Origin of the sequence: Arthrobacter sp. 9V (assembly GCF_902506065.1) — a bacterium.
Lineage (GTDB): Bacteria > Actinomycetota > Actinomycetes > Actinomycetales > Micrococcaceae > Arthrobacter.
Genome location: NZ_LR732912.1, coordinates 3,266,493 through 3,292,511, shown reverse-complemented (window position 1 = coordinate 3,292,511; position 26,019 = coordinate 3,266,493). Strand labels below are relative to the sequence as shown.

Genomic DNA, 26,019 nt, shown 5'->3' with positions numbered 1-26,019 from the left:
CTGAGGAGCGGTTCCGCGGTGGGTGGAAGAGCGGCACAAGCAGCGCACGCGGACCGGTCAAGTCGCGAACCACGCGGTGGTCATGGCAAACTAGATTCTTGTGTGTGCATCCCGGTGATTCGGGAAACCCTCCGGGCCGCAAGATTCGGGGGGCGAAAGCATGCGCGGTCCGCTCTGGTGTAATGGCAGCACCCCGGCCTTTGGAGCCGTGGAGTATAGGTTCGAATCCTATGGGCGGAACGGTCGGAAAATGCGCTCCTTCTCTGTACCTGTAGCGGCTCTCATGGTGCCTGGGTCCATTGTTGGATGGCAGCATTCCGAAGCCGGGTTACCCGGGACATACCGAGCAAGGAGAGCCAGTACGTGAGCCCCGAAACCATCGGTCCCGCAGCGGTGATCGTTTTGGCCGCAGGTGCCGGAACGCGCATGAAGTCGCGGACTCCCAAGATTCTCCACGAAATCGGCGGCCGCTCCATGGTTGGCCACGCTCTTCTTGCCGCCCGGGCCATCAATCCGCTGAAGCTGGCTTTGGTTGTCCGCCACGAGCGTGACCGTGTGGCCGAGCACGTCACGGGCCTTGATCCTGAAGCTCTGATTGTTGACCAGGACGATGTTCCCGGCACGGGCCGCGCAGTGGAAGTTGCGCTCAACGCTTTGGACGCCGAGACTGAGCTTTCCGGCACCGTGGTGGTCACGTACGGCGATGTCCCGCTGCTGACGGGCCAGCTTCTTGGTGAACTGGTGGCCACGCATGAGGCTGAAGGCAACGCCGTCACCGTGCTGACCGCATTGCTGGATGACGCAACCGGCTACGGCCGGATCCTCCGCGCCGAAGACGGCACCGTCACCGGTATTCGTGAGCACAAGGATGCCAGCGAAACCGAACGTTCCATCCGTGAGGTGAACTCCGGTATCTACGCTTTCGACGCCGCCGTGTTGCGTACTGCACTGGCGAAGGTCACCACTGATAACGCACAGGGCGAGATGTACCTGACGGACGTCCTCGGCTTGGCCCGCGAGGCAGGCGGCCGGGTGGCCGCCGTCGTGACTGAAGACCGCTGGCAGGTTGAGGGCGCCAACGATCGCATCCAGCTGTCCGCCCTGGGTGCCGAGCACAACCGCCGCATTATCGAGTCCTGGATGCGCGCCGGCGTGACCGTGGTGGACCCTGCCACCACCTGGATTGACTCCACCGTCACCCTTGACGAAGACGTCCGCTTGCTGCCCAATACCCAACTGCACGGTTCCACCACTGTGGCGCGCGACGCCGTCGTGGGTCCGGACACCACCCTCACTGATGTTCAGGTTGGTGAAGGCGCCAAGGTGATCCGCACGCACGGATCAGGCTCCACGATCGGGGCCAAGGCAAGCGTCGGACCGTTCACCTACCTCCGCCCAGGTACGGTCCTTGGCGAGACCGGCAAGATCGGCGCGTTCTACGAAACCAAAAACGTCACCATCGGCCGTGGCTCCAAGCTGTCCCACCTGGGTTATGCCGGTGATGCTGAGATCGGCGAAGACACCAACATCGGTTGCGGCAACATCACCGCCAATTACGACGGCGAGAAGAAGCACCGCACAGTAATCGGCTCGGGCGTCCGAACGGGTTCGAACACGGTCTTCGTGGCTCCTGTGACGGTTGGCGACGGTGCTTACAGCGGCGCCGGGGCCGTCATCCGCAAGGACGTTCCCGCGGGAGCCCTGGCCTTGAGCCTGGCCGCGCAGCGGAACGCCGAAGGTTGGGTCATAGCCAACCGTCCGGGCACCGACTCTGCAAAGCTGGCCGAGGCCGCCCACGAGCTGACGCCCGCCTCCACATCCTCACAATCCCCGGCAACCATAGAAGAGGGCAAATAGGCATGAGCGAAATTACCGCACACGGCGAGAAGAAACTGATTCTCGCCGCCGGAAGGGCGCATCCGGAGCTGGCGCAGGAAATCGCGAAGGAGCTGGAGACCGAACTCCTGCCGATCGACGCCTACGACTTCGCAAACGGGGAAATCTACGTCCGTTCAGCCGAGAGCGTGCGAGGCACTGATGCCTTCGTCATCCAGGCCCACCCGGCTCCGTTGAACAACTGGCTCATGGAGCAGTTGATCATGATCGACTCCCTCAAGCGCGCTTCTGCCAAGAGGATCACGGTTGTTTCTCCGTTCTACCCGTACTCCCGCCAGGACAAGAAGGGCCGCGGCCGCGAGCCCATCTCCGCCCGACTGGTTGCCGACCTTTACAAGACCGCCGGCGCGGACCGCATCATGTCCGTTGACCTGCACACCTCGCAGATCCAGGGCTTCTTCGACGGCCCCGTTGACCACCTGATGGCCATCCCGCTGTTGGCTGACTACATCCGCACCAAGGTTGAGGCCGACAACATCACCGTTGTTTCCCCTGACACCGGCCGTGTCCGTGTTGCCGAGCAGTGGGCAGAGCGCCTGGGCGGTGCTCCGTTGGCGTTTGTGCACAAGAGCCGCGACCTCACCGTCCCCAACCAAGCTGTTTCCAAGACCGTTGTTGGCCAGGTTGAGGGCCGCACCTGTGTCCTGATTGACGACATGATCGACACCGGTGGAACCATCTCCGGCGCCGTCCAGGTCCTGAAGAACGCCGGTGCCAAGGACGTCATCATCGCCTGCACGCACGCTGTTTTCTCCGATCCCGCCGCGCAGCGCCTCGCGGATTCCGGTGCCCGTGAAGTTGTGGTCACCAACACCCTGCCCATTCCGGCAGAGAAGCGTTTCCCGTCGTTGACCGTATTGTCGATCGCACCCTTGATCGCACGCGCCATTCGTGAAGTGTTCGACGACGGTTCGGTCACCAGCCTGTTCGACGGCAAAGCCTGACGCCGGGCTGCTGAACTTCAGCGGGCCATCCGCCGCCTTAGGGCGTGCGGGTGGCCCGTTGTCTTTGCCCGTTTTCAGAAAGAGCACCATGCGCTGGTAAACTTCTGGGGATACCTTGGCGAGGGAGAGCACATCCGGTCCGCATTTTGTGGATCAGGGTTGCGGGTCTCCGTTATCGACTGGGTCTGCATCTCCTTCAACACAGGCGGAACGGCTGCTCAGCGGCCGATCTCAGCCGGGCGTAGAAGGTCTCCAGACCTCCGCCCTTGCTGATAGACCAGCCCGGATTTTCCGGGTTCCACAGTAATCAAGGAGTACACATGTCTGAGCAGAAGCTCACCGCAGAACTGCGCACCGAATTCGGCAAGGGTTTCGCCCGCCGTGCACGCATGGCCGGCCAGATCCCGGCTGTCATCTACGGTCACGGCGCAGAGCCCATCCACATCAACCTGCCGGGCCGCGCCACCACGCTGGCTGTGCGCGTTTCCAACGCCCTCCTCGCAGTGGACGTCGACGGCGAGCAGCACCTCACGCTCGTCAAGGACATCCAGCGTGATCCCGTAAAGCAGATCATCGAGCACGTTGACCTCCAGACCGTGAAGGCCGGCGAGAAGGTTACCGTCGACATCCAGATCCACGTTTCCGGTGAAGTTGCTCCGGGTGCTGTTGCCAGCCTCGAAGCCACCACGGTTTCCCTCGAAGCTGAAGCAACCCACGTTCCCACCGCCGTCGAGGTTAACATCGATGGCCTCAAGGCCGGCGAGAGCATCCACGCTTCGGACCTCGTCCTGCCGAAGGGTTCCACCCTCCTCACCGAAGGTGACACCTTGGTAGTTCGTATCGCCGAAGCCGCTGGCTCGGAAGAAGAAGAGACCACGGACGCTGCTGCCGAGTAGTCTTCTGACTGCCAAGGCTAAAGCCGACGAGTGGCCGGGCACCCTTAGGGGTCCCGGCCACTTTCTTCTTTGCCGCGCTGTAGTGACGAATCCTGTTCCCGATGAATCTACGCACGCTCCCTAGGATGAGACCATGACTGACACCTGGCTGATTGTTGGCCTCGGCAACCCCGGCAGTGAGTACAGCAACAACCGGCACAATGTTGGCCAAATGGTGCTGGATGAGCTGGCTTCCCGCATGGGTGGGAAGTTCAAGGTGCATAAGGCCCGCGCCCAGGTGGTTGAGGGGCGGCTGGGCATCGGCGGTCCTCGCGTAGTCCTGGCCAAGCCCATGACGTACATGAATGTCTCCGGGGGGCCGGTGGCGGGGTTGTGCAACTTCTTCGACATCGCGCCGGACCACGTCATTGCCGTTCACGATGAGATCGACATCCCTTTTAACACAGTCAAGCTAAAACTTGGCGGCGGTGAGGGTGGCCATAATGGCCTGCGGGACATTTCCAAAGCACTCGCCACCAAGGATTACCTGCGGGTCAGGGTAGGGGTGGGCCGGCCGCCAGGACGGATGGAAACAGCCGATTACGTCCTCAGGGATTTCGCCACCACGGAGAAGAAGGAGCTGCCGTTTCTTCTGGACGAGGCGGCTGACGCAGTGGAACTGCTCATGGACCAGGGCCTGCTCGCTGCTCAGCAAAAACATCACCCCGCCAAATCTTGAGCAAATCTTGAGGAAAGCCTGATGAAAGCCTGACGGTCCCGAGGACCTTTAGGCCTACAAACTGCGGGCGCCCGAAGGTAGTGTGCATGGTACGCAGGTAAGCGGTGGGGGTCTGCCGCGAATGTGTAGCTAAGGATGCGAATGTCGGCGGAGTTGCTAAACAGGAGCGGTGGAGGCGCAGCGAGGGCTGCGGCTCCCGATCTTATGGGCGGCCCAACGGACCGTCAAACATGGTCCCTGTTGGCCCGGAGCCACGATTTGTCCAAGGCGGGCAAGTACCTGGAGTCACCTGATTCCTACGGAGTGGTCCTCACCGGGGAGCGGGGAATCGGCAAGTCAGGCCTGGCGAGGGCCGTAGTGTCCTCCTTGGGTCCCAAAGTCCATAGCCTCCAGCTGCGAAACACTGTAGCCAGCGGCCAAACCCCCTACGGATGCCTCGGGTTTCTGCTGGCCCGCCTGCCATCGGGTGCAGTGGGCTCACCCACGGGAATTCTGCACGCGGTCACCAACCTGATCAGGACAGAAGCTGCGGGCCGGGAGACCGTGTTCATTGTGGACAACGCCGGCGGGATGGATCCGATGAGCACCGGGGTGCTCCTGAACCTCATGGCTACGGGTACCGCCAAGGTCATAGCCACCGTTCAACGCGCCAGCGACCTCCCGGCCGATTTCCACCGGCTGGTCCTCGAAGGAGGCCTGGGCGAGGTTCATCTGAACACCCTCAGCGAGGAACAGACCAAGCAAGTCCTGGGCTCGGTCCTTGGACACTATGTTTCCTCAACGCTGGTTGGTTCGCTGCACTCCGCCGTGGGCGGCAACCCCATGCTCCTGCATGCGCTCCTCGAGGAGCAGCGGCATACCGGCAACCTTGTCCTCAACGACTCCGTCTGGACACTGCGCGACCGGATTAGTCTTGAGGGCGCCACGGTAGTGGAGGACTTTGTCCGTTCCAGATTGGCGCGCGAACCGCAGGCCAGTAAGACGGTGGTGGAAATCCTGGCTTGCGCGCAGCGCGCACCATTGTTGGACCTCGCAGCGATCTTCGGCACCGACGTCCTGGTGGACATGGAAGAGTCGGCATTGCTGACTATTGAAAGGACCGGCGAACATTGGGTTTCGCTCCGGGACCCGTATGTGGGAGAGGTGGTCCGGGGCTGGTTGAGCACCCGTCGCCTGCGTGAGCTGCGCTTGATGCTGCACGGTCCAACGGAGCCTAAGTTGGATGCCTTGGCACCGCAGGACCTTTTGAGCTACGCGGCATGGATGCATGCTTCCGAGGATGAGCCCGCACCGTCGCCCGCGCACGCTCTTGCGGCCGGCCGGGCGGCGTTGGACGACTACGACCCCAACTTTGCCATCCAATGCACCCTGTCCTTGGATCCGAAGGACAGCGAATGGGTGCCCGGGCAGCGGCTGAAGGCCGCGGCCTATCTCATGCTGGACCTGCCGTTGCATGCGGCCCAGGCGTTGGATGAGGTGTCCGAGTCCCGCTTGGCGGACTTGGAGCCTTTGGAATTCGCTGAAGTGACGGCAGCAAAATGCCAGGCAATGACCTGGATCGACGGCCGGTCAGGGATGGTGCCCGGTGTAATCGCCGCAGGACTGGAGACGCTCGAAGCCAAGGCGGGGGACTATCCCGCAGGGGCCATGGCCAAGGCGCGCAACCGCCTGCAGCTCTGCAATTACGAGTACAAAACCTTCATGGGTGAGTACGCGGCCATGATTGAGGACTTGGAAGCTGAACAGGCGAAGGATCCGGCAGAGGACTTCGATCACTGGCTCAAGTGCTCCTTCTTTCTTATTGAGGCCCGCTGCATGCTGGGCAGGGAGTTGGAGGCCCAACAACTTGCTCGAACCGTTTCACGTCATCTGGGTGACGCGGACCGGCCGGCACAATTGGAGGAATCCTTCGCCAGGCATGCGTTCCTGGTCCTCCTGTTGTCCGGGCAATGGCGTAAATGCATAGAGCTCATGCGCCGCACGCCCTCGGGATCCTCACGCCTCCAATACAGGGGTGCACTTACTGAACTGGGCGTCGGGCTTGCATTTGCCTACGCAGGTAAGCCCGCCAGCGCCATTGAACCCCTGCGATCAGCCGTTGCCCAGCTTGAGCTCAGGCCCAGCATGAACATGAACAAGGTTGCCTATGCCGCCACCGCTTTTGCATATGCTCAATTGGGCAATTCCGTGGAGGCCGGCCGGTACCTTGATCTCTACAGGACATGCAGGGGAGTGGGGACGTTCTTCTCCGAATCAGTAGCGGAGTTCTGTGCAGAGATGGCCGGGCGATGGATGGGGGACCCTGACGTGAAGCAAAGGCTGTTGGCCCGGGTACACAACGATATTGACCAGCAGCGGTTCGCCACAGCAGGCATCAACCTGTTCGGGGCCACTGTGGAAGGTACGGATGAGGAATACCGGCTCTTGGAAGAGATTGCCGGGCGTCGGCAAGGACCACTGGCCAAGATCTCCGGCGACCTCGCGCGAGGTGCCCTGACCAAGAGTTCCCGCTCGCTGCTGGCCGCTGCCGATGCCGCAGCCGCCCTGGACCTGCTGGTGGTTGAAGCCCGATGTGTGGCCATGGCACTGGACTATGCCAGGGACGCCGGCGAGACTACAGCGGCCCGAACTGCCCAGTTGCGGCTCGAACGCTTGGAACATTCCGTCCCTGCCTTGCCGATTCAGCCGCGCAGCGACGCGCCGGTACTGACCGAACGGGAACGCCAAATTGCTAAACTCGCGGGAAAGGGTGTCAGCAACCGCGAAATCGCGATGGATATTGGGGTGTCTGTGCGAACTGTAGAGGGTCATCTGTACCAGGTGTTCACCAAGCTCGGCGTATCGTCTCGGGGCGAGCTCAATGGACTGCTGTGAACCGAGGCGCGAAACTTCCGTAGCCCTGACGCGGGTTGCCCATGCAGGCTGAGCACCTTGTAGGCCGGGACGCCGAACTGGAGCTGGCCACGGAGATACTGCGGCAGGAAGGCACCGGGGCTGTACTTCTGGTTGCCGATCCGGGGATTGGCAAGACCGCCCTGGCCGCTGAAATTGCAGCACGCCTGGCCGGCGAAATGGTGGTGATGCGGGTTCATGGAAGCCCTGCCCTGTCCGCCGTTCCCTACGGGGTACTGGCCCCTTATCTTCTGGATCTTCCCGTGGAGCAAGCAACCTCTCCCGTGGCGATCCTCCGCGAGTTCTGGTCCCAGTTCGAGAAACGGCGTGGCGGCGAAGGTGCCCGCCTGCTGCTGATCGTGGACGATGCCCATGACCTGGATGAAGGCAGCACCCAGATTTTGGCCGAACTGGTCACCGCAGGATGGGCGCGGCTGGTAGCCACCAGCAGGCCCAGGCCCGGCTTGCCGGCGGCCTTGCTACAGCTCTGGTACGACGGACTGGCCGAGCGGCTGGAACTCCACCCGCTCGAACCTGAAACCGTTACTGAGCTGGCGGAAAAGTCCCTCGGGGGTGCGGTCATGTCTGGTGCGGCGGAGGTATTGCACGCCATGTCCGGAGGCAATCCCTTGCTGCTCCATTGCCTCCTTGAGGACTCGAAAGCTGACGGAAACCTGGTCCGCCGCAACGGAGTGTGGCTGCTGACGCGGGCCATCTCCGGCAGCGGCGAACGCCTTGCCGAGGTAGTCCGCAACAGGGTCCTTCGGACCAGCGAAGCCGAACGGGAGGCGATGTACGTCATTGCGTTGTCCGAACCCGTCCCTGCCGCCGTGCTGGATTCGCAGGTAGGCAGGGACACTGTACGGGCGCTGATGGATAACAGGCTGGTGGTCTCCGTCAACGGACCCGGCGGGCCGCTGAAAATGTGGCACCCCATGTACAGCGAGGCGCTCCGACGCATCGTTTCGCCTGCCCGGAGCCTCCAGATCCGCCAACGCATGGTGCAGGAACTGCCAGCGGAACCGTCCACCGACGAGGCACTGCTGCGAATGGTGAGCTGGGCCCTTGACTGTGGTGCCGACGTCGACGATGAACGGCTGGTGCAGGCAGCCTTCCTTGCCGCAAAGACGCTCCAACATCCGCTGGCGCTGGCGGCTGCCGCCAAAGTCCGCTCGGAGGCGCTCCAACCGCGCGCACGCGCCGTGAGGGCGCTGGTCAACTACCACGACGGCGACTACCGCGGCGCCGTCCGGCTTCTGGAGGAAGACGCCGGGTTCCTGGAAGCTGACGTATCAGGGCCCTTGGGCGCCGGCTTGTTGTGGGCTGCCGCGCGCAACGCTGCGGGGGACTCATCGGCTGAGATTGTGGCAGATGCCCGGACCGCTGCCAAAGCCCTGATGCGTGAGCGGGAGTCCTCTGATCCTGTGCTCCAGCAAGTAGAAGGGCACGTGCGCGCTGTGGAGTTGGCGGCACTTGCCAATGACGGCCACTACGAGGAACTCCGCGAAGGCCTGGATCGCTTTGCCGAAGAGTTCGCAACGGATGGCCCCGATCTTGCCATGAATCGGATATTCCTGCGCGCCATGCAGTGTGAGCTGCTGACGGTGGAGGGCCAAGCCGTGGAGGCTTTGGAGGCCGGCCGCGAAGCCCTGCTGCTGTTGGATGAGCATCCCCGCGAGCTTTTGTACTTCAGCTGCTTCGTCCTGCTGCGTTACACACTTGCGGCCTTGGAATCCGGAGAATGGGAGGCGGCCGGGGCTGCGCTTGAACGCTACGCCGCCGGTTCCGCCGGGGGTCTCATCTACTTCGGCGGCGACATTGAAGCGCTCAAAGGCCTGTCACTGCTGCGCCAGGGACGCTTGGAGAAGGCAACGGAGTTGCTGACGCCCGCGGTCGAAGCCCTGCAGCTCAGGGACCCGCTTCAGTTGCGAGGCTTGGGAACCGCCCTGGCGTTCTACGCGGCGGCCAGGTCCGGCGATGCCACGCTTGCCCGGCGACTGGAGGGTGAGCAGCCAGCCGCTGCCAGCGGTGGTGCTTATGTGGAGGCCCTCGCCGAGCTGTTCAGGCATGCCGGCCGGGAATTTCTCACCAAAGGCACCGGCCTGCAGAAGATGGAGAGCCTGGCGGAATCCGGCCATTTACACCGGCTACCAGGAATTCTGCTGCAAAATCTGGTGCTCAGGGCGGAGCTCGGGGACGTGCATGCCATGGAGTCCATCCAGGAAACGGCGAAGTCCATGGCAGGAAGCTGGGCAACGGGCTGGCAATCGTTGGCGGCGGCACAATTGCGCGGCGAGGGCCACGGCCTGGTAAACGCAGGCAACCTCTTGGCGGCATCGGGAATGCCCGGACCGGCCGCGGTGGCGTTCGACCAAGCGGCTGTGACTTTCGACGCCGAAGGCAAACGCCCCGAGGCCAGGCAGGCAGCAGTACTGCGGGATGTCAGTGAGGCGAGCCTCGGCGACGCCCTGGTCCACGACCCTCAAACCGAGGCGGACCGGTCAGTGCCGCTGACGCGGCGCGAACAGGACATTGTGGCCTTGGCCGTCTCAGGACTGACTGACCGTCAGATCGCCGAGAAACTCATGGTGTCCGTCCGGACCGTGGAAGGTCACTTGTACCGGAGCTACGCAAAACTGGGTATCCGTCGTCGCGAAGATCTGGGCGCTGCCGTCCGTCACTGACGCCCCCCTGAGTACCGCACAAAACAGCCTCCGGAATCACGAGCCCCGGAATCCCGCGGTATTTAACCAATCAATGGAGTAATGCACGGGTATTTCGTGTCGCAACCAAGTAGTGCCTTGTCCGGGGACTGAGTACAACAGAGTACCGGGGAAGCAAAAGGGGGCTGTTTTTCGAGTACCAACTACTGATGTACGCCGTGGTGCGCCCCGGCAGTATTGATCTTGGAAGAACGGTTCAGCCCCAAGCATCACCGGGATTCCGGAAATCGCATCACCCGCATCGGAAGGTCTCTTTGGCCGATGCTCCGGCCGCCGAAAGGTGGACCGGCCCTGTACGAAGCCGGCGGCGACAGAGTCTTCTGAGACCGAGACTCTCCCCCCAGCCGCCGCCGGCTTCTAGGCCAGGGACCGCGCATCGCGGAACCCCAAACCCCTCCCGGATCATGGGACTGCTGCTATTGGAGTGTGCATGTTGCCGGACCCTTGGCTGGACGAAGACACCGTCACAGCCGGTCTGAGGCCATCACCATTTCCGGACAGGGCGCAACTTCTAAACCTCATCCTTTCAGCGGTGCCGTCCGCGTCCACCAGCGGAATAGTGGTAGTAGGAGAGCGGGGCTCCGGTAAGAGCCATCTTTTGCTCTCCATCAAAGAGGGACTGCCCAAAAGCGTCGATGTCCGTACATTCGCGGGGAAACCGGAACGGCGAGCGCTTCATTTCGGGGCCTTGGATGCCGTTTCGGCGGCTGAAGCGGAGGAAACCGTAGCCCCCGGCCTCCACGTTCTGCGGGCCCTGAGCAGTACTCTGGGGCCGGCCGACTACTTGTATACGCCACCACGCGGACGACGCCGGGGCAAACGACACGTCCAGCCGTCACGGCCGCAGCTGGTTCTGTTGGTGGATGACATCCACTACATTGATCCGGCTTCACTGGCGGTTTTGCTGCAACTTATTCCCGGCTTCGGCGCAACCCTGGTTGCCACGGCGGAAAGCCGACACCCCCTTCCGCCGGATCTGTACCAGCTCTGGGAGGACGGCTTCCTGGAGCAGTACTTCCTGCCGCCCTTGACGTTCAGCGAGGCACACGCTCTGTGCGAGTCCATTCTTGGCGGACATGTCCAGCGGCGTGCCAGCAGCCTCCTTGCCGCCATGAGCGGCTTCAACGTGGGATTGCTGGGCCTGGCCGTCGGAGACGCCCGCCGCTCCGGTTTCCTGGTGCGGATGGATGGTTACTGGACCATTGATGTCCGGGCACACTGTGACTGGCCCGGTGTTGTTGAGCATGTCCGGGCGGAGAACATTTCGCGTCCGCCGGAGGAACGCCAGGCTCTTGAACTGATCGCGCTCTCCGAGCCTGTGGCCCTTGAGGTAGTGGAGCGCCACTTCGGCCAAAAGGCCATGGAACATCTCCTCTCGAACCGCGACGTCAGGCTGCTGCCCGGACGGCCCCCGCTGCTGCGCACGAGTTCCTGGCTGCGAGGGGAAGGCACCCGGCTGTCCGTACCCCGGTCACGGAGCATGGCGCTCCGGCTGGGCGTTGAGGAGCCCGGACTGACAACGGAGACGGCGGCCACCATGCTGCGATGGATAACGTGGACCCTCGATTGCGGGCTGACGCTCTCAGACGAACTTCTCCTCGCTGCCGCACCGGCCGCTGACAGGCCATCTACGGCCGAACTTGCCCTGAGGGCAGCCTCGGCAGTGACGGGGGCGGACCACTTGGACGAGGCCAGGCTGGTCAGGGCGCGGGCATTGATCGCCGAGGGCCACATTCGGGAAGCAGGTCCGGAACTTCGGCAGCTGGCAACTGCGGGTGGGCCCCTTGAAGTGAAGATTGACGCCGCGCACCGCCTGCTGGCTCTGGGGTTGCTGGGTGCCGCGCCTCCGGAAGCGGAAGCGGCTGGGGCGGATCTTGCCGGCCGGCGTTCGGGGGAGCCGGGCGACCCTGCCCTCTTGATCGTGGAGAACCTGCGCGAAGCCGAGCGTCTGCTGCTGTCCGGGGCGGCACCGGAGGCGTTGATGAAGTCAACGGCGGCCATGGAAGCCATCAAAGCTGACTCTGCCTTGGACTTGTTCCTCCCGGGCGCGCTGCTGCGTCACGTCATTGTCCTGCGGTACACCCTGGATTGGGAACAGGTGGACGCGCTCCTTACCTCTCCTGCCGACTACACCATGCCCATGCACCTCTCGGCGTGCCTGGACGTTGCCCGCGGTTACGTCCAGCTCAGCCAAGGACTCCCGCGCGCAGCCCGGGCTACTTTGGAGCCGGTTCCGGCAGAACTGCACGACGCCGGCCTGCCGCCCGTCCTCGCCCTGGCTGCGGCCCTGCTGGCCTACTCCGAGGCGCTGTGCGGGAACCCCCGGCAGGCCACGGCAAGGGTACGGCAAAGCGAAGCAGCAGCCCGGCAAGGCCCGGCCATACAACCCCGTCTCCTCATGCAACCCGATCTCCTCACTCAGCTGAGCTCTCTGTTTGTCGCCGCCGCACAGGACCAGGTTTCCGGTAAGTCACGTCATCTGGAGGCGCTTGCAGAAACGTTGCACTCTCATGGCAGCCCTTTGTTGGAAGCTGAAGTTTTCTCTCTCCTCACGTTGAACGCGGCCAGTGCCGCCGTCGAGGATTCCGGAAACCTGCGCCGCCTTGGCGTGCTTGCCGCCACTGTCCACGGTCCCGGAGGCACAGCGTGGGGAACGTTTGCTGCAGCCTTGGCGGGCCACGATCCCAAGACTCTTGAAGCCGCGGGCCGGAGCCTGTCCGCGGACCGGCAGTTTGCCTATGCCGCCCTGTGCTACTCGCGGGCCGCTGAAGGCTATGAGGCCAGGACGAGGTCTGCTGCCAGTCGCCGCGCCTCTGTGCTGCTGGAAAGGCTCCGGAACACCTTCGACAGCGGGATCGTTCCACCCCTGGGCTGGGTGCCGGGGAGGGCAGGCGGCTGACGTGCTGTACGGCACACCGCCGGGCAGGGGCCACCGTGGGATAATGAGGAGTCCCTGAAGGATTTCCAAGGAGCGCCCCTTGACTGCCGTATCAACTCCCGCCTCACTGCAGCGATCCATGCATGCCATGGACAACGCGGAGGTGTTGCGGATCCGGAATGATTTCCCGGTGCTGGACCAGCTGGTCCACGGCAAACCCTTGATCTATCTCGATTCCGGCGCCACGTCCCAGAATCCGCTCAGCGTGATCGAAGCCGAGCAGGAGTATTACGAGCAACGCAACGCAGCCGTTCACCGGGGCGCCCACCACCTTGCCGTGGAGGCTACGGAGGTCTTTGAGGACGCGCGGCAGACCGTGGCGGACTTCATCGGAGCTCAGTATGAGGAAACCGTGTGGACTTCGAACGCCACGGAGGGCCTGAACCTCGTCAGCTACGCGCTGTCCAACGCAGCCCTGTGGGCTGCCCAGGGCCGTGGCGTTTCGGCGCTGAAGGACCTCGCAATCGGTCCTGGGGACGAGATCGTGGTCACCGAAATGGAACATCACGCCAACCTCATTCCTTGGCAGGAGCTGGCCTTCCGCACGGGTGCCACACTGAAGTACATCCCCATCACGGACCACGGCACTCTGAGGCTGGATGCAGCGGCCGAAATCGTGGGGGAGCGGACCAAAGTCCTTGCCTTCAGCCACGCGTCCAACGTCCTTGGCACCATCAACCCTGTAACTGAGCTGGTGGCCATGGCCCGCCGCGTGGGTGCGTTGGTTGTCCTGGACGCTTGCCAGTCCGTTCCGCATATGGCTGTGAATGTCAAAGAACTGGACGTCGATTTCGCTGTTTTCTCCGGCCACAAGATGCTGGCCCCCACCGGCGTCGGCGTTCTGTACGGGAAGCAGGAGTTGCTGGATGTCCTGCCGCCTTTCCTGACGGGCGGGTCCATGATCACCACTGTCACCATGGAACGGGCCGAGTACTTGCCGGCGCCGCAGCGATTCGAGGCCGGAACCCAGCGCATTTCCCAGGCTGTTGCGCTCGCAACGGCAGTGAACTACCTCACTGAGACGGGCATCGACCGTATCCACGCGTGGGAAACCACCTTGGGTGAGCGGCTCGTAAAAGGGCTCGAAGCCATAGACGGCATTCGCGTGGTGGGTCCTGCCTCGGGTTCCGAACGGATAGGGCTGGCCGCCTTCGACGTCGCGGGCGTTCACGCGCATGACGTCGGACAGTTCCTTGATGACCGCGGCATCGCCGTTCGCGTTGGCCACCACTGTGCCCAGCCGCTGCACCGACGCCTGGGCCTGACGGCAACCACCCGGGCCAGCACCTACCTTTACAACACCACGGACGACGTCGACGCTTTCCTCGATGCCGTTTCGGGTGTAAGGGCCTACTTCCAGGCCTGACACACGGCAACGAGGTCCCAGGCCGCCCAGCCGTTAACCACGATTTCCCCAGAAGAGGCACCAAGCATCATGAGTCTTGACCAGCTGTACCAGCAGATCATCCTGGACCACTCCAAGCAGCGGCACGGCAGCGGCCTGGCCCAAACCGACGCCCCGGACGGTACATCCACCGGGCAGTCGCACCAGCTGAACCCTGTGTGCGGGGATGAGGTGACGCTGCGGCTTGCGGTATCCGATGGAACTGTCCAGCAGATCAGCTGGGACGGGGCGGGCTGCTCCATCTCCATGGCCTCGGCCTCGGTGCTTAGCGAACTTGGCGAGGGCATGTCCGTGGAGGAACTGCACTCGGTGATAGATAACTTCCGCGAAGTTCTCCGTTCGCGCGGAAAGGTACAGGCAGACCCGGAGATCCTGGGTGATGCCGCGGCGTTCGAAGGAGTTGCCCGCTACGCGGCCCGCGTGAAATGCGCCATGATCTCCTGGGTTGCTGCCGAGGACGCCCTCAACCAAGCCTCCGCGTAGCAGCTGCCTGAGCAGCCCCTCCTCAGCTGCGGGCGAAGACGTCAGGGACGCCGTCGCCGTCGTCGTCCCGTTCTTCCTCTGCCTGCACATGGCGGTAGCGCCGGTTACGTGCCTTAAGCACGACGGCGGCCAGCAGCGCCGAGATCAGGGAACCAGCCAGGATGGCCACCTTGGCGTGGTCGTTATGGGCTGAGCCGGCGCCGAAGCTCAACTCGCCGATCAGCAACGAGACGGTGAATCCTATGCCGGCCAGCAGCGCCAGGCCGAAGAGGTCGATCCAGGCGATGCTGGAGTCCAGGCTCGCACGGGTGGTTTTGGTCACCAGGAACGTGGTGCCGAAGACACCCACAGCCTTGCCCACCACCAGCGCTGCCACAATACCCACAGCCACGGGGTCCCTGAGCGCGGCTCCCATCCCATCCAAGCCGCCCAAGGCCACGCCGGCGGAGAAGAACGCGAAGACCGGCACGGCAAAGCCTGCCGAGAACGGGCGAAGTTTGTGTTCGAGGTGCTCAGCCAGGCCTTCGGCGGGTTCTCCCTTTTTTCCGCTGGCCAGGACCGGAACGGCGAAGCCCAACAGCACCCCGGCCACGGTGGCGTGAATGCCGGAGGCGTGGACGAAGCCCCACGTTGCCAAGGCGAGCGGTACCAGAAGATACCAGCTGCGGATCCGTTTCTGGACCAGGAACGTGAAGAGCGCCAGGGGCACCAAGGCGGCCAAAAGCATGAGGGGCTGGAGCCCGGTGGAGTAGAAGAAAGCGATGATGCCGATTGCGATGAGGTCATCAACCACGGCGAGCGTCAGCAGGAACGTCCGGAGCGCGGCGGGCAGGTGGGTGTTGATGACGGCCAGCACGGCCAAGGCGAAGGCAATGTCCGTGGCTGTGGGGATGGCCCAGCCTTTGAGCGTCTCGCCGGCGGTCCCCAGGTTGAAGAGAACGTAGATCAGGGCCGGAACCACCACGCCACCCACGGCAGCGGCCACGGGGACAACAGCTTTGGCGGGTTTACGGAGTTCCCCGGCGACGAATTCGCGTTTGAGTTCCAGTCCGGCGAGGAAGAAAAACACCGCCAGGAGTCCGTCCGAAGCCCAATGGCCCAGGCTCAGCTCAAGATGCCAGGGTTCATAGCCGATCTTGACATCGCGGAGTGCGAAATAGCCGTCTGCTGCGGGGGAGTTGGCCCAAATGAGCGCCACCACGGTAGCGGCAAGGAGAAGGGCGCCGCCAACAGTTTCCGTACGCAGGATCGCGAGGATCCTGCGGTACTCGGGGTAGCTGGAGCGGGAGAAGATTTTGCCGGTGCCGTCCTGACGGGAGGGCTCGGGTGCTGCGGGCTGGTTCGATGGATGGGGCACAAGGGCTCCTCAAAAGTGGGCGGGCATTTGCGGGTACTGCAAAAGAACCGCCGACCAGACTTCCCGGCACACCACTGTCCATCATACCCAACTAGGGGACAGCACTTGTTCCACTGACCGCTCAGTAGAGCATGTGCTGTCCCCTAGTTGGGTACATCAGTTGGGTAAGCTAGGCGATCAGGCCCGCGATCCCAATGCCCGCCGTCGCGAGTCCGAGCACCATGGAAATGGTGACCAGCACAACGTGGACCGTGAGGAACTTGGTGGCCTTCCCGGCGGCGTCGCGGGCGCGGGGGTCCTTCATGACGCGCTTGAGGAACTGCGGCCACACCACCAAAGACCAGACGCCGGCAACGATCAGGACGATTGCCAGGATTGCGGGGATCTCCACGTTAGTGGCTTTCGAGCCAGGCCTGCGCCTGCTGGGACTGGATACCCAGAGCCTTGCCCACCATGGGCTCGGCGGCGTCGGCGATCTTGCCACCCAGGAACGGAACCGAGGAGGTCACGTTGCCTTCGAGCTCGATCCTGGTGCTGGCGCCTTCTGCCACCAAGCGCTGGACCGCGGTGACATCCAGCGGAGCGCCGGAGATCTTCAATGCAATGGTGCTGGACCGTGAACCGTCGGCAGCCGGGGCTTCCCACTTCTCGGTCTGGGTTACCTTGAGGGTTTCGCCAACAAACTTGCGGGCGATGTCCGGCAGGCGTGTGGTGGGCAGCGTGCGCACCGTGGTGGTGGTGAAAGCGCCGGCGGTGTCGCCGTCAATGGTGAACGATTCCAAGGAGCCGCCCACGTATTCACTGGTGTGACGCAGGAAATCTTCGTTCACGAAGACTGCGGCTACGCGGTCAACGCTGTGGGGCAGGGTGGTGGATGCACTCAGGGCCATGGGTCCTCCGTGGATGGTTGTGGTGAAGCTTTTTAGCTCCCAACATCCTACGGGGTCCGGGTGGACGCCCCTGAACCGGCGTCTTGGAGCGTAGTGGCTGCGGCCGAAATATTGCGGGCCATGGAGGGGAAAATGAACCCATGGAAGGGGTACACACCCAGCCAATACAGCCTTCCCGCCAGGCCGCGGGGGAAGAAGATGGCCCGCTGCTTGTAAAGGCTGCCATCGCCGTCGGGTTCTACCGCCAATTCAAGCCAGGCGCCGCCGGGGGCCCGCATCTCGGCGCGTAAACGGAGCAGATGTCCGCGCTCGATCGCTTCCACCCGCCACCAGTCCACTACCTCACCCGTGTTCAGGGTCTTGGGGTGCCTGCGTCCCCGCAAGAGCCCTGCGCCGCCCTGCAACTTGTCCAGCCACCCCCGGACCCGCCACGCCAAGGGAAGCGAGTACCAGCCGTTCTTGCCTCCGATGCCCTCAATGATGGTCCACACATGTTCCGGTTTGGCTTCGCTGTGGAAGGTCCGTTCATCAAGGAACACTTTGTACCCGGCCCAGTCGGGGTCGCTCGGCAGGGGATCGGCGTCAATGCCGGCGTTGGCCCAGGTGGTCTCAACCTGTCCGTCCCGTTCTTTGCCCAGCGCAAGGGCGACGGCGCGCCGGTAAGGCGTCAGTCCGCCGTCGGGCTGTGGAATGTATTTGTCGACGTCGTGCTCCCGCGAGACAGCATCGTGCTGCAGCGACTGCACCAAAGGCAGGGACATGGACAACGGAATGGGAGTCACCAAGGCAACCCACAAGCCAGCGAGCTTGGGAGCAGGCACCGGAAGAGCTATCACCAGTCGCCGCGGGAGCCCGCGCTCCACGGCGTATTCATTCATCATGTCCTTGTACTTCAGGACATCCCTGGAACCAACATCAAAGGAACGGTTCAGCCTGTCCGGGATCGAGGCCGCCGCCACGAGGTAATGAAGTACATCGCGGACCGCGATTGCCTCAACCCGGTTATTGACCCAGCTGGGCGCCGGCATGACGGGCAGGGTCTCGGCAAGGTGCCGGATCATCTCGAACGACGCCGAGCCCGAACCGATGACCACGCCGGCCTGGAAAACTATTGAGTCAACCGCAGACTCCAGGAATACCCGCCCCACGGTCTCCCGGGACCGCATATGGATGGACAGTTCCTCATTTTCAGGGTGCAGGCCGCCCAGGTAGACGATCCTGTCCACGCCCGCTTCCCCGGCAGCCGCGGCCACCAGCTTGGCCATGGATTCTTCCTTGGCTTCAAATCCGCTCCCGGAGGCCATGGAGTGGACCAGGTAGTAGAGGACATCCACGCCCTTCAGCGCGTCGGCCAGGCTCTGGGCATCGGACAGGCTGTCCTGGACGATCTCAACCTGATCGTGCCAGGGAACATCGGCAATTTTCTGCGGCGTGCGGACAAGGACTTTGACCTTGTGGCCGGCTTCAAGGAGTCGGGGGACCAAACGCCCGCCGATGTAACCGGTGGCACCGGTGACCAGCACTGTCTTGGTCTCTTGCGGGGTGTTGGAATGTGTAGCTTCCGAAGGCTGCAAAGGAACTCCTGTGGCTGGGGGTAGAGGTAGGCTGGAATGACCCGGCATTCATCTGAATTTCCGGGCATTTGTGTTGCCTGCCCTTGGACCCACCCTAGGAGTTTCTGCCATGAGCCTCAACGGTCTGCGCCGCGCACTGGCGGAGGACAAGACTTTTGCGCGCGTTCGTACGGAGGCGCAGCGGTCCTTCAGCGACCGGAACGCCGACTACCAGATCAGCGCCCCCCAAGGGATGCGTGCGGTGTTGCTCGCCGAAATGGCCGATGCCCTGGCTTCCGCCGGCGCCGATGGCGCCGCCGCTCCCGTGGTCCTCGCAGTCACCGCCACCGGCCGTGAAGCCGAGGACCTCACCGCGGCGCTCGCCTCTTACCTCCCAGCAGAATCCGTGGCCACCTTCCCCAGCTGGGAGACCCTCCCGCACGAGCGGCTTTCGCCACGCTCGGACACCGTTGGCCGCCGGCTCTCGGTCCTGCGCCGCCTGACGCACCCGGAAAGCTCGACGGCGGCCCCCCTGCGTGTGGTGGTAGCCCCGGTTCGCGCGGTGGTCCAGCCGATTGTGGCCGGCCTCGGTGACTTGGTCCCCGTCACTTTGCAGGTGGGGCAGGAGCGATCCTTCACCGAAGTTGTGCGAGCCCTGTCCGACGCCGCATATGCCCGCGTTGACATGGTGACGCACCGTGGCGAATTCGCAGTCCGCGGAGGCATCCTTGACGTCTTCCCACCCACCGAAGACCACCCCATCCGCGTGGAATTCTTCGGTGACGAAGTGGACCAGATGCGCTGGTTCGCCGTGGCCGATCAGCGCTCGCTGTCAGCGCCTGGAATCCACCACCCCACTGAACTGCACGCCCCGCCCTGCCGGGAAATCCTCATCACGGCTTCGGTGATGTCCCGTGCGGCCAAGCTCAAGGCAGATATGCCCGCCGCAGCTGACATGCTGGAGAAGATCGCCGGCGGCATCGCCGTTGAAGGCATGGAATCGCTCGCGCCCGTGCTGGTGGACGCCATGGTCCCGTTCGTGGACCAGCTCCCCGCAGGCTCGCTTTCGGTGGTCATCGAGCCCGAGAAGGTGCGCACGCGTGCGCACGATCTCGCTGCCACCAATGAGGAATTCCTGGAAGCTGCTTGGTCAACAGCATCCGACGGCGGTGCGGCGCCCCTTGACCTGTCTTCCCAGGCCTCCACGGACCTGCATGCCGCAAGTTTCCGTTCTCTCACCGACATCCGCTCGGCCGCCCTGGAACATGGGGTCTCCTGGTGGTCCATCACCTCGCTTGCCTCCGATGAGGACCTGGTCCTGGACATCGACGTGCTCAACATGCGTGCCCGCGAACCTCGTGGCTACCAGGGCGATGTGGCCGAGATGCTGGAGTTCATCGGCTCCCGTGTTCGTGAGCAGTGGCGTGTAGTGGTGGTGACTGATGGTCCCGGGCCTGCCCAGCGTCTGGCGGAGCTGTTCCATGACGCTGAGATTCCTTGTTCCCGTGTGGAGTCCCTGGATGAGGAGCCCCAGCCGGGCATCATCGAGGTGACCACCGCCGCCGTCGGACGCGGTTTTGTCCTGGACGGCCTCAAATTGGGCCTGCTCACCGAAGCTGATTTGTTGGGCCGCGCTACGGCCAGTTCCACCAAGGACATGCGCCGGATGCCGTCCAAGCGGCGCAACGCCGTGGACCCGTTGCAGCTTCATGCAGGCGACTTCGTGGTGCACGAGCAGCACGGAATCGGCCGGTTTGTGGAGCTCATCCAGCGCAAGGTGGCCGGGACGTCGTCCTCCGATGCCGGGCTGCGGGAGTATTTGGTACTCGAGTACGCGCCATCCAAGCGTGGTGCACCGGGGGACCGGCTCTTCGTACCCACGGATCAGTTGGACCAGGTGACCCGTTACGTGGGCGGTGACGCGCCGGCGCTGAGCAAGATGGGCGGCGCGGACTGGGCCAGTACCAAGTCCAAGGCACGCAAAGCTGTCAAGGAAATCGCCGGGGAGCTGATCCGGTTGTACTCCGCCCGCATGGCTTCCCGGGGGCACGCGTTCGCGCCGGACACTCCCTGGCAGCGCGAGCTTGAAGAAGCGTTCCCGTATGTGGAAACGCCGGACCAGCTGACCACCATCAACGAGGTCAAAGCGGACATGGAGCGGGAGATCCCCATGGACCGGCTGGTCTCCGGCGACGTTGGCTACGGCAAGACCGAAATCGCCGTCCGGGCAGCCTTCAAAGCCGTGCAGGACGGCAAACAGGTGGCGGTCCTGGTGCCCACTACCCTGTTGGCGCAGCAGCACTACGAAACGTTCACCGAGCGCTTTTCCGGCTTCCCCCTGCGGGTAAAACCGCTGTCCCGCTTCCAAAGCAGCAAGGAAGCCAAGGAAACTGCCGAGGGCGTCAAGAGCGGCGCTGTGGACGTGGTGATCGGCACGCACCGGCTCCTGTCCAAGGACTTCCAGTTCAAGGACCTGGGCTTGGTGATTGTTGACGAGGAGCAGCGCTTCGGTGTGGAGCACAAGGAAGCGCTCAAGAAGATGCGCACCAACGTGGATGTGCTGGCCATGAGTGCAACACCGATTCCACGAACACTGGAAATGTCGCTGACCGGCATCCGCGAAACCTCCACCCTGGCCACGCCTCCGGAGGAACGCCACCCCGTGCTGACCTACGTGGGCCCGTACACCAACAAGCAAACCTCCGCCGCGATCCGCCGTGAACTGATGCGCGAAGGCCAGGTGTTCTTCGTCCACAACCGCGTCTCTTCCATTGAGCGGATCGCCGCGCAGATCCGCGAGCTGGTCCCTGAAGCCCGCGTGGAAGTAGCGCACGGCCAGATGTCCGAGAGCCGCCTGGAGAAGATCATTGTGGACTTCTGGGAGAAGCGTTTTGATGTCCTCGTCTGCACCACCATCATTGAAACCGGCTTGGATATCTCCAACGCCAACACCTTGATTGTGGATGGGGCGGACAAGTACGGTCTTTCGCAGCTCCACCAGCTCCGTGGCCGTGTTGGCCGTGGCCGGGAACGCGCCTACGCCTACTTCCTGTACCCCTCCGAGAAACCCCTGGGCGAAGTGGCGTTGGAGCGACTGAAGGCTGTTGCCGCGCACAATGAGCTCGGCGCCGGTATGCAGCTGGCCATGAAGGACCTGGAAATCCGTGGCGCCGGTAACCTGCTGGGCGGGGAACAGTCCGGCCATATCCAGGGTGTCGGGTTCGACCTCTACATCCGTTTGGTGGGCGAGGCTGTTGCCGAATACCGCGGTGAGGCCGAAGAGAAGGCAGCCGAGATGAAGATCGAGCTGCCCGTCAACGCCCACCTGCCGCACGACTACGTGCCGGGCGAAAGGTTGCGCCTGGAAGCGTACCGGAAGCTGGCGTCCGCCATCACGTACGAGGCCATCGACGAGGTCCTGGCCGAACTCGTGGACCGCTACGGCGAACCCCCGCTGCCTGCCCAAAACCTCATTGCCGTGGCCCGCTTCCGGGTGGGAGCCCGCGAAGCCGGCCTGTCCGACGTCGCACTCCAAGGCAACTTCATCCGCTTCTCGCCGGCGCAACTGCCCGAGTCCAAAACCATGCGCCTGAACCGCATGTACCCGGGCTCGCAGGTAAAGCCTGCCCTTGATGCCGTGCTGATTCCCAAGCCCAAGACGGCAAGGATCGGCGGACGGGATCTTCAGGACGCGGAGATCCTTCAATGGGCCAACAACGTCATTGAAGCGATTTTCGCTGATGTACCCGTAAAGGCCGGCTAGCTTCCATGATGGGAGGACATCACGCCGCGTCGGGAGCCGCGGCGTGGATTGCCATTGCCTCGACCGGTCCGTATGCCTTGGGCTGGTACCCGTTGGACTCCACCGGGATCCTGATCGGTGCCATGGCGACGGCGGGAACTGCCTTGGTGGTGGACTGGGACCACCGCCACAGCACCATTGCGAATTCACTGCCGCCGTTGTCCAACGTCATTGCGGTGGGGATCGAAAAAGCCAGCGGAGGACACCGGCAAGGGACACACTCGTTGCTGGGGGCCTCCGCGTTTGTGGTGCTCGCCGCTATGGCGGCCCAGTTCCAGATGGTCACCCCCGTGGGCAAGCTTTCCATCGGCGCCGGGCTGCTGTGCATGTTCATGATCAATCTGGCGGCCAAGGCGCTGAACCTGTTCCCCAAGTCGGGGTGGATTACCAACTGGCTCTTCGCGATCGTGATGGCCGGCCTGGTGACGTGGTTTGCGCCGGATCAGTGGGGTTGGTTGCCGCTGTCCATGCTCACAGGCGTGGTGGTGCACATAGTGGGGGACATGATCACCGTGGGCGGGGTGCCACTGTTATGGCCGATCGTCATCAAACCACCCAAATTCCTGCGTAAATCCCTGATCCGGGGAATTTGGCGTCCCAACGGTGCCTTCTCCATCCCGTTGCTTGGACGGGCAGGTTCGCGACGCGAGTGGCTGGTCCTCATACCCGTAAGCGGCTACGCCATGGTGGGCATGGGAGCCGCCGCATGGGCGTTGGCACAACAGCACTGGCCCGGCGTTCTGGCGGCTCTGGCACTCTAAACAAGCAAACTTAAACAAGCAACGCGGGGTCAGATACGGCCCGACATCCCGTGTGGGATGGGCGGTAAGTGACCCCGCGTTTTTGAGTTTAGGGTTTAGCTTTCGCCTGCAGAATCAGACCGGCCAAGAATGGTCTGCGGGATCCAGAAAGCCAGGGCGAACAGGCCGAGGCAGACGGCCATGGGCCACGGGTTTTCCAGGCTAAGGAATGACAACGAGTAGATGGCGCCCAGGAAGAGCACGATCATGACAAGGAACAGCACAATGCTGGACGCCAGGCTGTTTTCTTTTTCAATGGGGGCGCTTGTGGCGTTCTTGGACATTCATTCCTCCTCGCCCCGCAGGGCTCAAAAATCTCTGACGGTAGCGGAAGCCTCAGTAGGCAGATGAACCCTGTTCACCCTTGACAATGGCAATTCCGGAACTCGCTCCGATACGTGTTGCACCAGCAGCAATCATAGCCTGTGCATCGGCCAGGGACCGCACTCCACCGGAGGCCTTGACCCCCAGGTCCGGTCCCACGGTCTTGCGCATGAGGGCAACGTCTTCAACGGTTGCGCCGCCGCCGTTGAATCCGGTGGAGGTCTTGACGAAGTCGGCACCCGCTTCCACAGCCGCCTGGCAGGCTATGACCTTCTGCTCGTCGGTCAGCATGGACGTCTCAATGATGACCTTCAACATGGCTTCACCGGCGTGCACCACCTCGGCGACGGCCTTGATGTCGTCCACCAGCGCACCTTGGTCGTTGGCGCGGGCGGAGGCCATGTTGATCACCATGTCGATTTCATCGGCGCCGTCCAGCACGGCGCCGCGGGCCTCAAAGGCCTTGACGTCGCTGGGCGTTGCGCCCAGGGGGAAGCCGATCACCGAGCAGGTGAGCACACCGGAACCCTTGAGTGCTTTGGTGACGGTCTTGACCCACACCGGGTTCACGCAGACTGACTTGAATTTGTACTCGGCTGCTTCCGCGCACACCTTGAGGATGTCAGCCTCGCTGGCCTCCGGCTTCAACAGTGTGTGGTCAATATAGGAGGCGATGTTTGCAGGGGCGACGGCTTCGTTGCTCATGGGATCCTTCCGTGCAGGGCGTGGCCGGCCCGGTGGCCGCAGGGTTGTCACTGCCCGTCAAAGGACCATCTTGCCACATGCACCGGGGGCCGCTCCGGCCCCCGGTGCACAGCAGGTCAGGCGGCCATCAGCGGCTGCTGATCCTCTTTGCCTGCGCTGAGGAGCAGCCCCGAGGCGCACAGCATCGCAGAGGATTCGGCGGAAAGCAGCAGGCCCAGGCGGAGCCCGTCGCAGGACGCGGCATCGCCAATCGCCCAAATGCCCGGGACGGATGTGGTGAGGTCGCGCCCTACTGAAATACCGCCGTCGGGAGCTGTTGTGAGCCCGGCGCTTCCGGCGAGGTCATTGCGGGCGGTGCGTTCCTCAGCCAGGACCACCAGATCGCCCTTCATGCTGCTGCCATCTTCGAAAAGGATGCCGGTGGCCGGCAGCGTGGAACCTTGGGTGCCGGCCTCAGAGCCGGTCCCGGTTTCGGATCCGGAGAAGGGCACGACGGCGGCGGGGCGGAGGGTTGTGCGTACGGGGCGGACCCCGCGAGCACGCAACACAGCCTCAGCCTGGCCGGCCGCGGGTCCGTTCCCCACGAGGATTCCCAGCGGGCGGCGGCCCACCAAACGGGTAACGTCCTTGACCGCTTCGCCGATGTAGGCGGCGTCGTCGATGGTGGAGTAGCTCAGGCTCGATTCTGCCCCTGGTACTGGCGGAAGAGCCGGGGCGGAGCCGGTAGCGATCACCAGCTGGTCATAGGAGAACTCCATGCCGTCCACGGTGGTCACAACCTTCGCGTCAGCGTCAATGAAACTGGCCGCCTGGCCGAAGCGGACCGAGACCTGCGGGAGTTCCGCGAGTTCCAGCAGGGCGTCCGGGCATTCATCGCGGTTGCTGAGGACTGTTATGGTTCCGTGGAAAGGGCGCTGCCGGGCGTCGGACCCTCCGGCGAGTCGCCGCACCAGAGCCTGGGCCGCTGGACCTGCGCCTGCAATGACGATGTGGAGGGAGGATGCGGACGGGATGGCGGACATGTTTGGCCCTTTCGCTCATGTGACCTGCTGTTGATCTTCAGCGTAGGGGGCCGGTTTTTCGCGGGTGTTTCGCCGCTGTTGCCATCTATGGCCGATCCGTAGCGTGCTGTTTACCAGCCGGTAATAACGTGGATCACATGTGCGCTGTTCAGAGCGGAGGTTCACGGGCCGGGGTGGTTATCGCTGCTGGTCTCCCTGACCGCCGATGCGCGTGTACACCATGTCGAAGTCGTGCTCCAGCGGTCCGCCAGGGTAGCTTCCCCGTTCCAGACGGGCGGTGATGGTGTTTCCGTCCTCGCTGAAATGGCCCACAAATCGCTGGGGCCAGTCAGGGCCATCCCGGAACATCGTCCAAACGCTGTCTTTAACAGTCACGTCGTATATTCGGGCGACGCCGCGCGAATCGAAGTAATGCTGTTGCAGAGCCCCGTCTGAACCTGTGGCACCGATGATGCTTATGGAGTCCGGGTACTCCGGTTTTTGAACCGTAGATCGCTGGATCAGGAAGCCGCCGCTCTCCAGCCACTCGAAAGTGGTCCGGCCCCGCACACCCCTTTCCGGGACCATGGTTTCCCACTCGCCGATCAGGATATTCAGTTGCAGCAGGAGCGATGTTCCCGTCATGTGTTCCTCCCGAAGGTATAGCCACAGTGTCCGCCCCGCCTCGGCCT

General features: G+C 63.4%; 19 protein-coding genes and 1 tRNA gene. 12 read left to right on the top strand and 8 right to left on the bottom strand.

Annotation, left to right across the window (positions count from 1 at the left end; all coding sequences use genetic code 11):
• Positions 1-168: 168 nt before the first annotated feature.
• The 10 genes from BACI9J_RS15070 to sufU all read left to right on the top strand — a co-directional run bounded on the left by BACI9J_RS15070 (position 169) and on the right by sufU (position 14,895).
• Positions 169-240, top strand: a tRNA-Gln gene (locus BACI9J_RS15070).
• Between the two features lie 123 nt (positions 241-363).
• Positions 364-1,857 carry a bifunctional UDP-N-acetylglucosamine diphosphorylase/glucosamine-1-phosphate N-acetyltransferase GlmU gene (glmU, locus tag BACI9J_RS15065; RefSeq protein ID WP_159735092.1) on the top strand — a complete coding sequence of 498 codons (1,494 nt, stop codon included), beginning with the start codon at positions 364-366 and terminating at the stop codon, positions 1,855-1,857.
• A gap of 2 nt (positions 1,858-1,859) precedes the next feature.
• Positions 1,860-2,840, top strand: a complete 981-nt coding sequence (locus tag BACI9J_RS15060; RefSeq protein WP_011774071.1) for a ribose-phosphate diphosphokinase — start codon at positions 1,860-1,862, stop codon at positions 2,838-2,840.
• 320 nt (positions 2,841-3,160) lie between these two features.
• On the top strand, positions 3,161-3,736 hold the full coding sequence (locus BACI9J_RS15055) for a 50S ribosomal protein L25/general stress protein Ctc (RefSeq protein WP_159735091.1): 576 nt from the start codon (positions 3,161-3,163) through the stop codon (positions 3,734-3,736).
• A 133-nt stretch (positions 3,737-3,869) separates the two neighbouring features.
• The gene (gene pth / locus BACI9J_RS15050; RefSeq protein WP_159735090.1) at positions 3,870-4,454 is read left to right on the top strand and encodes an aminoacyl-tRNA hydrolase; all 585 of its coding nucleotides are present in this window, start codon (positions 3,870-3,872) and stop codon (positions 4,452-4,454) included.
• 141 nt (positions 4,455-4,595) lie between these two features.
• Positions 4,596-7,328 carry a helix-turn-helix transcriptional regulator gene (locus tag BACI9J_RS15045; protein WP_236558703.1) on the top strand — a complete coding sequence of 911 codons (2,733 nt, stop codon included), beginning with the start codon at positions 4,596-4,598 and terminating at the stop codon, positions 7,326-7,328.
• A gap of 41 nt (positions 7,329-7,369) precedes the next feature.
• A complete protein-coding gene (locus BACI9J_RS15040; RefSeq protein ID WP_159735088.1) occupies positions 7,370-10,030 on the top strand; it encodes a helix-turn-helix transcriptional regulator in 2,661 nt (886 codons plus the stop codon).
• A 469-nt stretch (positions 10,031-10,499) separates the two neighbouring features.
• Complete coding sequence (locus BACI9J_RS15035) at positions 10,500-12,968, top strand: ATP-binding protein (RefSeq protein ID WP_159735087.1); 2,469 nt, start codon at positions 10,500-10,502, stop codon at positions 12,966-12,968.
• Positions 12,969-13,047: 79 nt separating this feature from the next.
• Complete coding sequence (locus BACI9J_RS15030; protein WP_159735086.1) at positions 13,048-14,373, top strand: cysteine desulfurase; 1,326 nt, start codon at positions 13,048-13,050, stop codon at positions 14,371-14,373.
• Between the two features lie 69 nt (positions 14,374-14,442).
• Positions 14,443-14,895: a Fe-S cluster assembly sulfur transfer protein SufU gene (sufU, locus tag BACI9J_RS15025; protein ID WP_159735085.1), complete on the top strand. Its 453-nt coding sequence runs from the start codon at positions 14,443-14,445 to the stop codon at positions 14,893-14,895.
• 22 nt (positions 14,896-14,917) lie between these two features.
• Here the strand turns inward: sufU and nhaA are convergent, their stop codons facing one another.
• The 4 genes from nhaA to BACI9J_RS15005 all read right to left on the bottom strand — a co-directional run bounded on the left by nhaA (position 14,918) and on the right by BACI9J_RS15005 (position 18,716).
• The gene (gene nhaA / locus BACI9J_RS15020) at positions 14,918-16,252 is read right to left on the bottom strand and encodes a Na+/H+ antiporter NhaA (protein ID WP_159735084.1); all 1,335 of its coding nucleotides are present in this window, start codon (positions 16,250-16,252) and stop codon (positions 14,918-14,920) included.
• A gap of 169 nt (positions 16,253-16,421) precedes the next feature.
• Positions 16,422-16,643 (bottom strand): SCO4848 family membrane protein, encoded by a 222-nt coding sequence (locus BACI9J_RS15015; RefSeq protein WP_142939824.1) that lies wholly within the window; start codon positions 16,641-16,643, stop codon positions 16,422-16,424.
• 1 nt (position 16,644) lies between these two features.
• A complete protein-coding gene (locus tag BACI9J_RS15010; RefSeq protein WP_141283716.1) occupies positions 16,645-17,142 on the bottom strand; it encodes a DUF2505 domain-containing protein in 498 nt (165 codons plus the stop codon).
• A gap of 47 nt (positions 17,143-17,189) precedes the next feature.
• Positions 17,190-18,716 (bottom strand): SDR family oxidoreductase, encoded by a 1,527-nt coding sequence (locus BACI9J_RS15005; RefSeq protein ID WP_159735083.1) that lies wholly within the window; start codon positions 18,714-18,716, stop codon positions 17,190-17,192.
• Positions 18,717-18,825: 109 nt separating this feature from the next.
• Here BACI9J_RS15005 and mfd point away from each other — a divergent pair, with 109 nt between their 5' ends.
• Together mfd and BACI9J_RS14995 are read left to right on the top strand one after the other, a co-directional pair.
• The gene (gene mfd, locus BACI9J_RS15000) at positions 18,826-22,458 is read left to right on the top strand and encodes a transcription-repair coupling factor (RefSeq protein ID WP_159735082.1); all 3,633 of its coding nucleotides are present in this window, start codon (positions 18,826-18,828) and stop codon (positions 22,456-22,458) included.
• Between the two features lie 5 nt (positions 22,459-22,463).
• Positions 22,464-23,258, top strand: coding sequence for a metal-dependent hydrolase (locus BACI9J_RS14995; protein WP_159735081.1), 795 nt, complete (start codon positions 22,464-22,466; stop codon positions 23,256-23,258).
• A 95-nt stretch (positions 23,259-23,353) separates the two neighbouring features.
• On the opposite strand, the gene BACI9J_RS14990 is transcribed toward BACI9J_RS14995, so the two are convergent.
• The 4 genes from BACI9J_RS14990 to BACI9J_RS14975 all read right to left on the bottom strand — a co-directional run bounded on the left by BACI9J_RS14990 (position 23,354) and on the right by BACI9J_RS14975 (position 25,972).
• On the bottom strand, positions 23,354-23,581 hold the full coding sequence (locus tag BACI9J_RS14990) for a hypothetical protein (RefSeq protein WP_159735080.1): 228 nt from the start codon (positions 23,579-23,581) through the stop codon (positions 23,354-23,356).
• Between the two features lie 52 nt (positions 23,582-23,633).
• Positions 23,634-24,326 (bottom strand): deoxyribose-phosphate aldolase, encoded by a 693-nt coding sequence (deoC, locus tag BACI9J_RS14985; protein WP_159735079.1) that lies wholly within the window; start codon positions 24,324-24,326, stop codon positions 23,634-23,636.
• 116 nt (positions 24,327-24,442) lie between these two features.
• Positions 24,443-25,348, bottom strand: a complete 906-nt coding sequence (locus BACI9J_RS14980; protein WP_159735078.1) for an FAD-dependent oxidoreductase — start codon at positions 25,346-25,348, stop codon at positions 24,443-24,445.
• A 177-nt stretch (positions 25,349-25,525) separates the two neighbouring features.
• Positions 25,526-25,972 carry a hypothetical protein gene (locus BACI9J_RS14975; protein WP_159735077.1) on the bottom strand — a complete coding sequence of 149 codons (447 nt, stop codon included), beginning with the start codon at positions 25,970-25,972 and terminating at the stop codon, positions 25,526-25,528.
• Positions 25,973-26,019 lie beyond the last annotated feature (47 nt).

Excerpts from the sequence above, each read along its gene's own strand:
- BACI9J_RS15060 (WP_011774071.1), top strand. The coding sequence starts at position 1,860 with ATGAGCGAAATTACCGCACACGGCGAGAAGAAACTGATTCTCGCCGCC.
- deoC (WP_159735079.1), bottom strand. The coding sequence starts at position 24,326 with ATGAGCAACGAAGCCGTCGCCCCTGCAAACATCGCCTCCTATATTGAC.
- sufU (WP_159735085.1), top strand. The coding sequence starts at position 14,443 with ATGAGTCTTGACCAGCTGTACCAGCAGATCATCCTGGACCACTCCAAG.
- BACI9J_RS15035 (WP_159735087.1), top strand. The coding sequence starts at position 10,500 with ATGTTGCCGGACCCTTGGCTGGACGAAGACACCGTCACAGCCGGTCTG.
- BACI9J_RS15045 (WP_236558703.1), top strand. The coding sequence starts at position 4,596 with ATGTCGGCGGAGTTGCTAAACAGGAGCGGTGGAGGCGCAGCGAGGGCT.
- BACI9J_RS15055 (WP_159735091.1), top strand. The coding sequence starts at position 3,161 with ATGTCTGAGCAGAAGCTCACCGCAGAACTGCGCACCGAATTCGGCAAG.
- BACI9J_RS14980 (WP_159735078.1), bottom strand. The coding sequence starts at position 25,348 with ATGTCCGCCATCCCGTCCGCATCCTCCCTCCACATCGTCATTGCAGGC.
- BACI9J_RS15010 (WP_141283716.1), bottom strand. The coding sequence starts at position 17,142 with ATGGCCCTGAGTGCATCCACCACCCTGCCCCACAGCGTTGACCGCGTA.
- pth (WP_159735090.1), top strand. The coding sequence starts at position 3,870 with ATGACTGACACCTGGCTGATTGTTGGCCTCGGCAACCCCGGCAGTGAG.
- mfd (WP_159735082.1), top strand. The coding sequence starts at position 18,826 with ATGAGCCTCAACGGTCTGCGCCGCGCACTGGCGGAGGACAAGACTTTT.
- BACI9J_RS15040 (WP_159735088.1), top strand. The coding sequence starts at position 7,370 with ATGCAGGCTGAGCACCTTGTAGGCCGGGACGCCGAACTGGAGCTGGCC.
- BACI9J_RS14975 (WP_159735077.1), bottom strand. The coding sequence starts at position 25,972 with ATGACGGGAACATCGCTCCTGCTGCAACTGAATATCCTGATCGGCGAG.
- BACI9J_RS14990 (WP_159735080.1), bottom strand. The coding sequence starts at position 23,581 with ATGTCCAAGAACGCCACAAGCGCCCCCATTGAAAAAGAAAACAGCCTG.
- BACI9J_RS14995 (WP_159735081.1), top strand. The coding sequence starts at position 22,464 with ATGATGGGAGGACATCACGCCGCGTCGGGAGCCGCGGCGTGGATTGCC.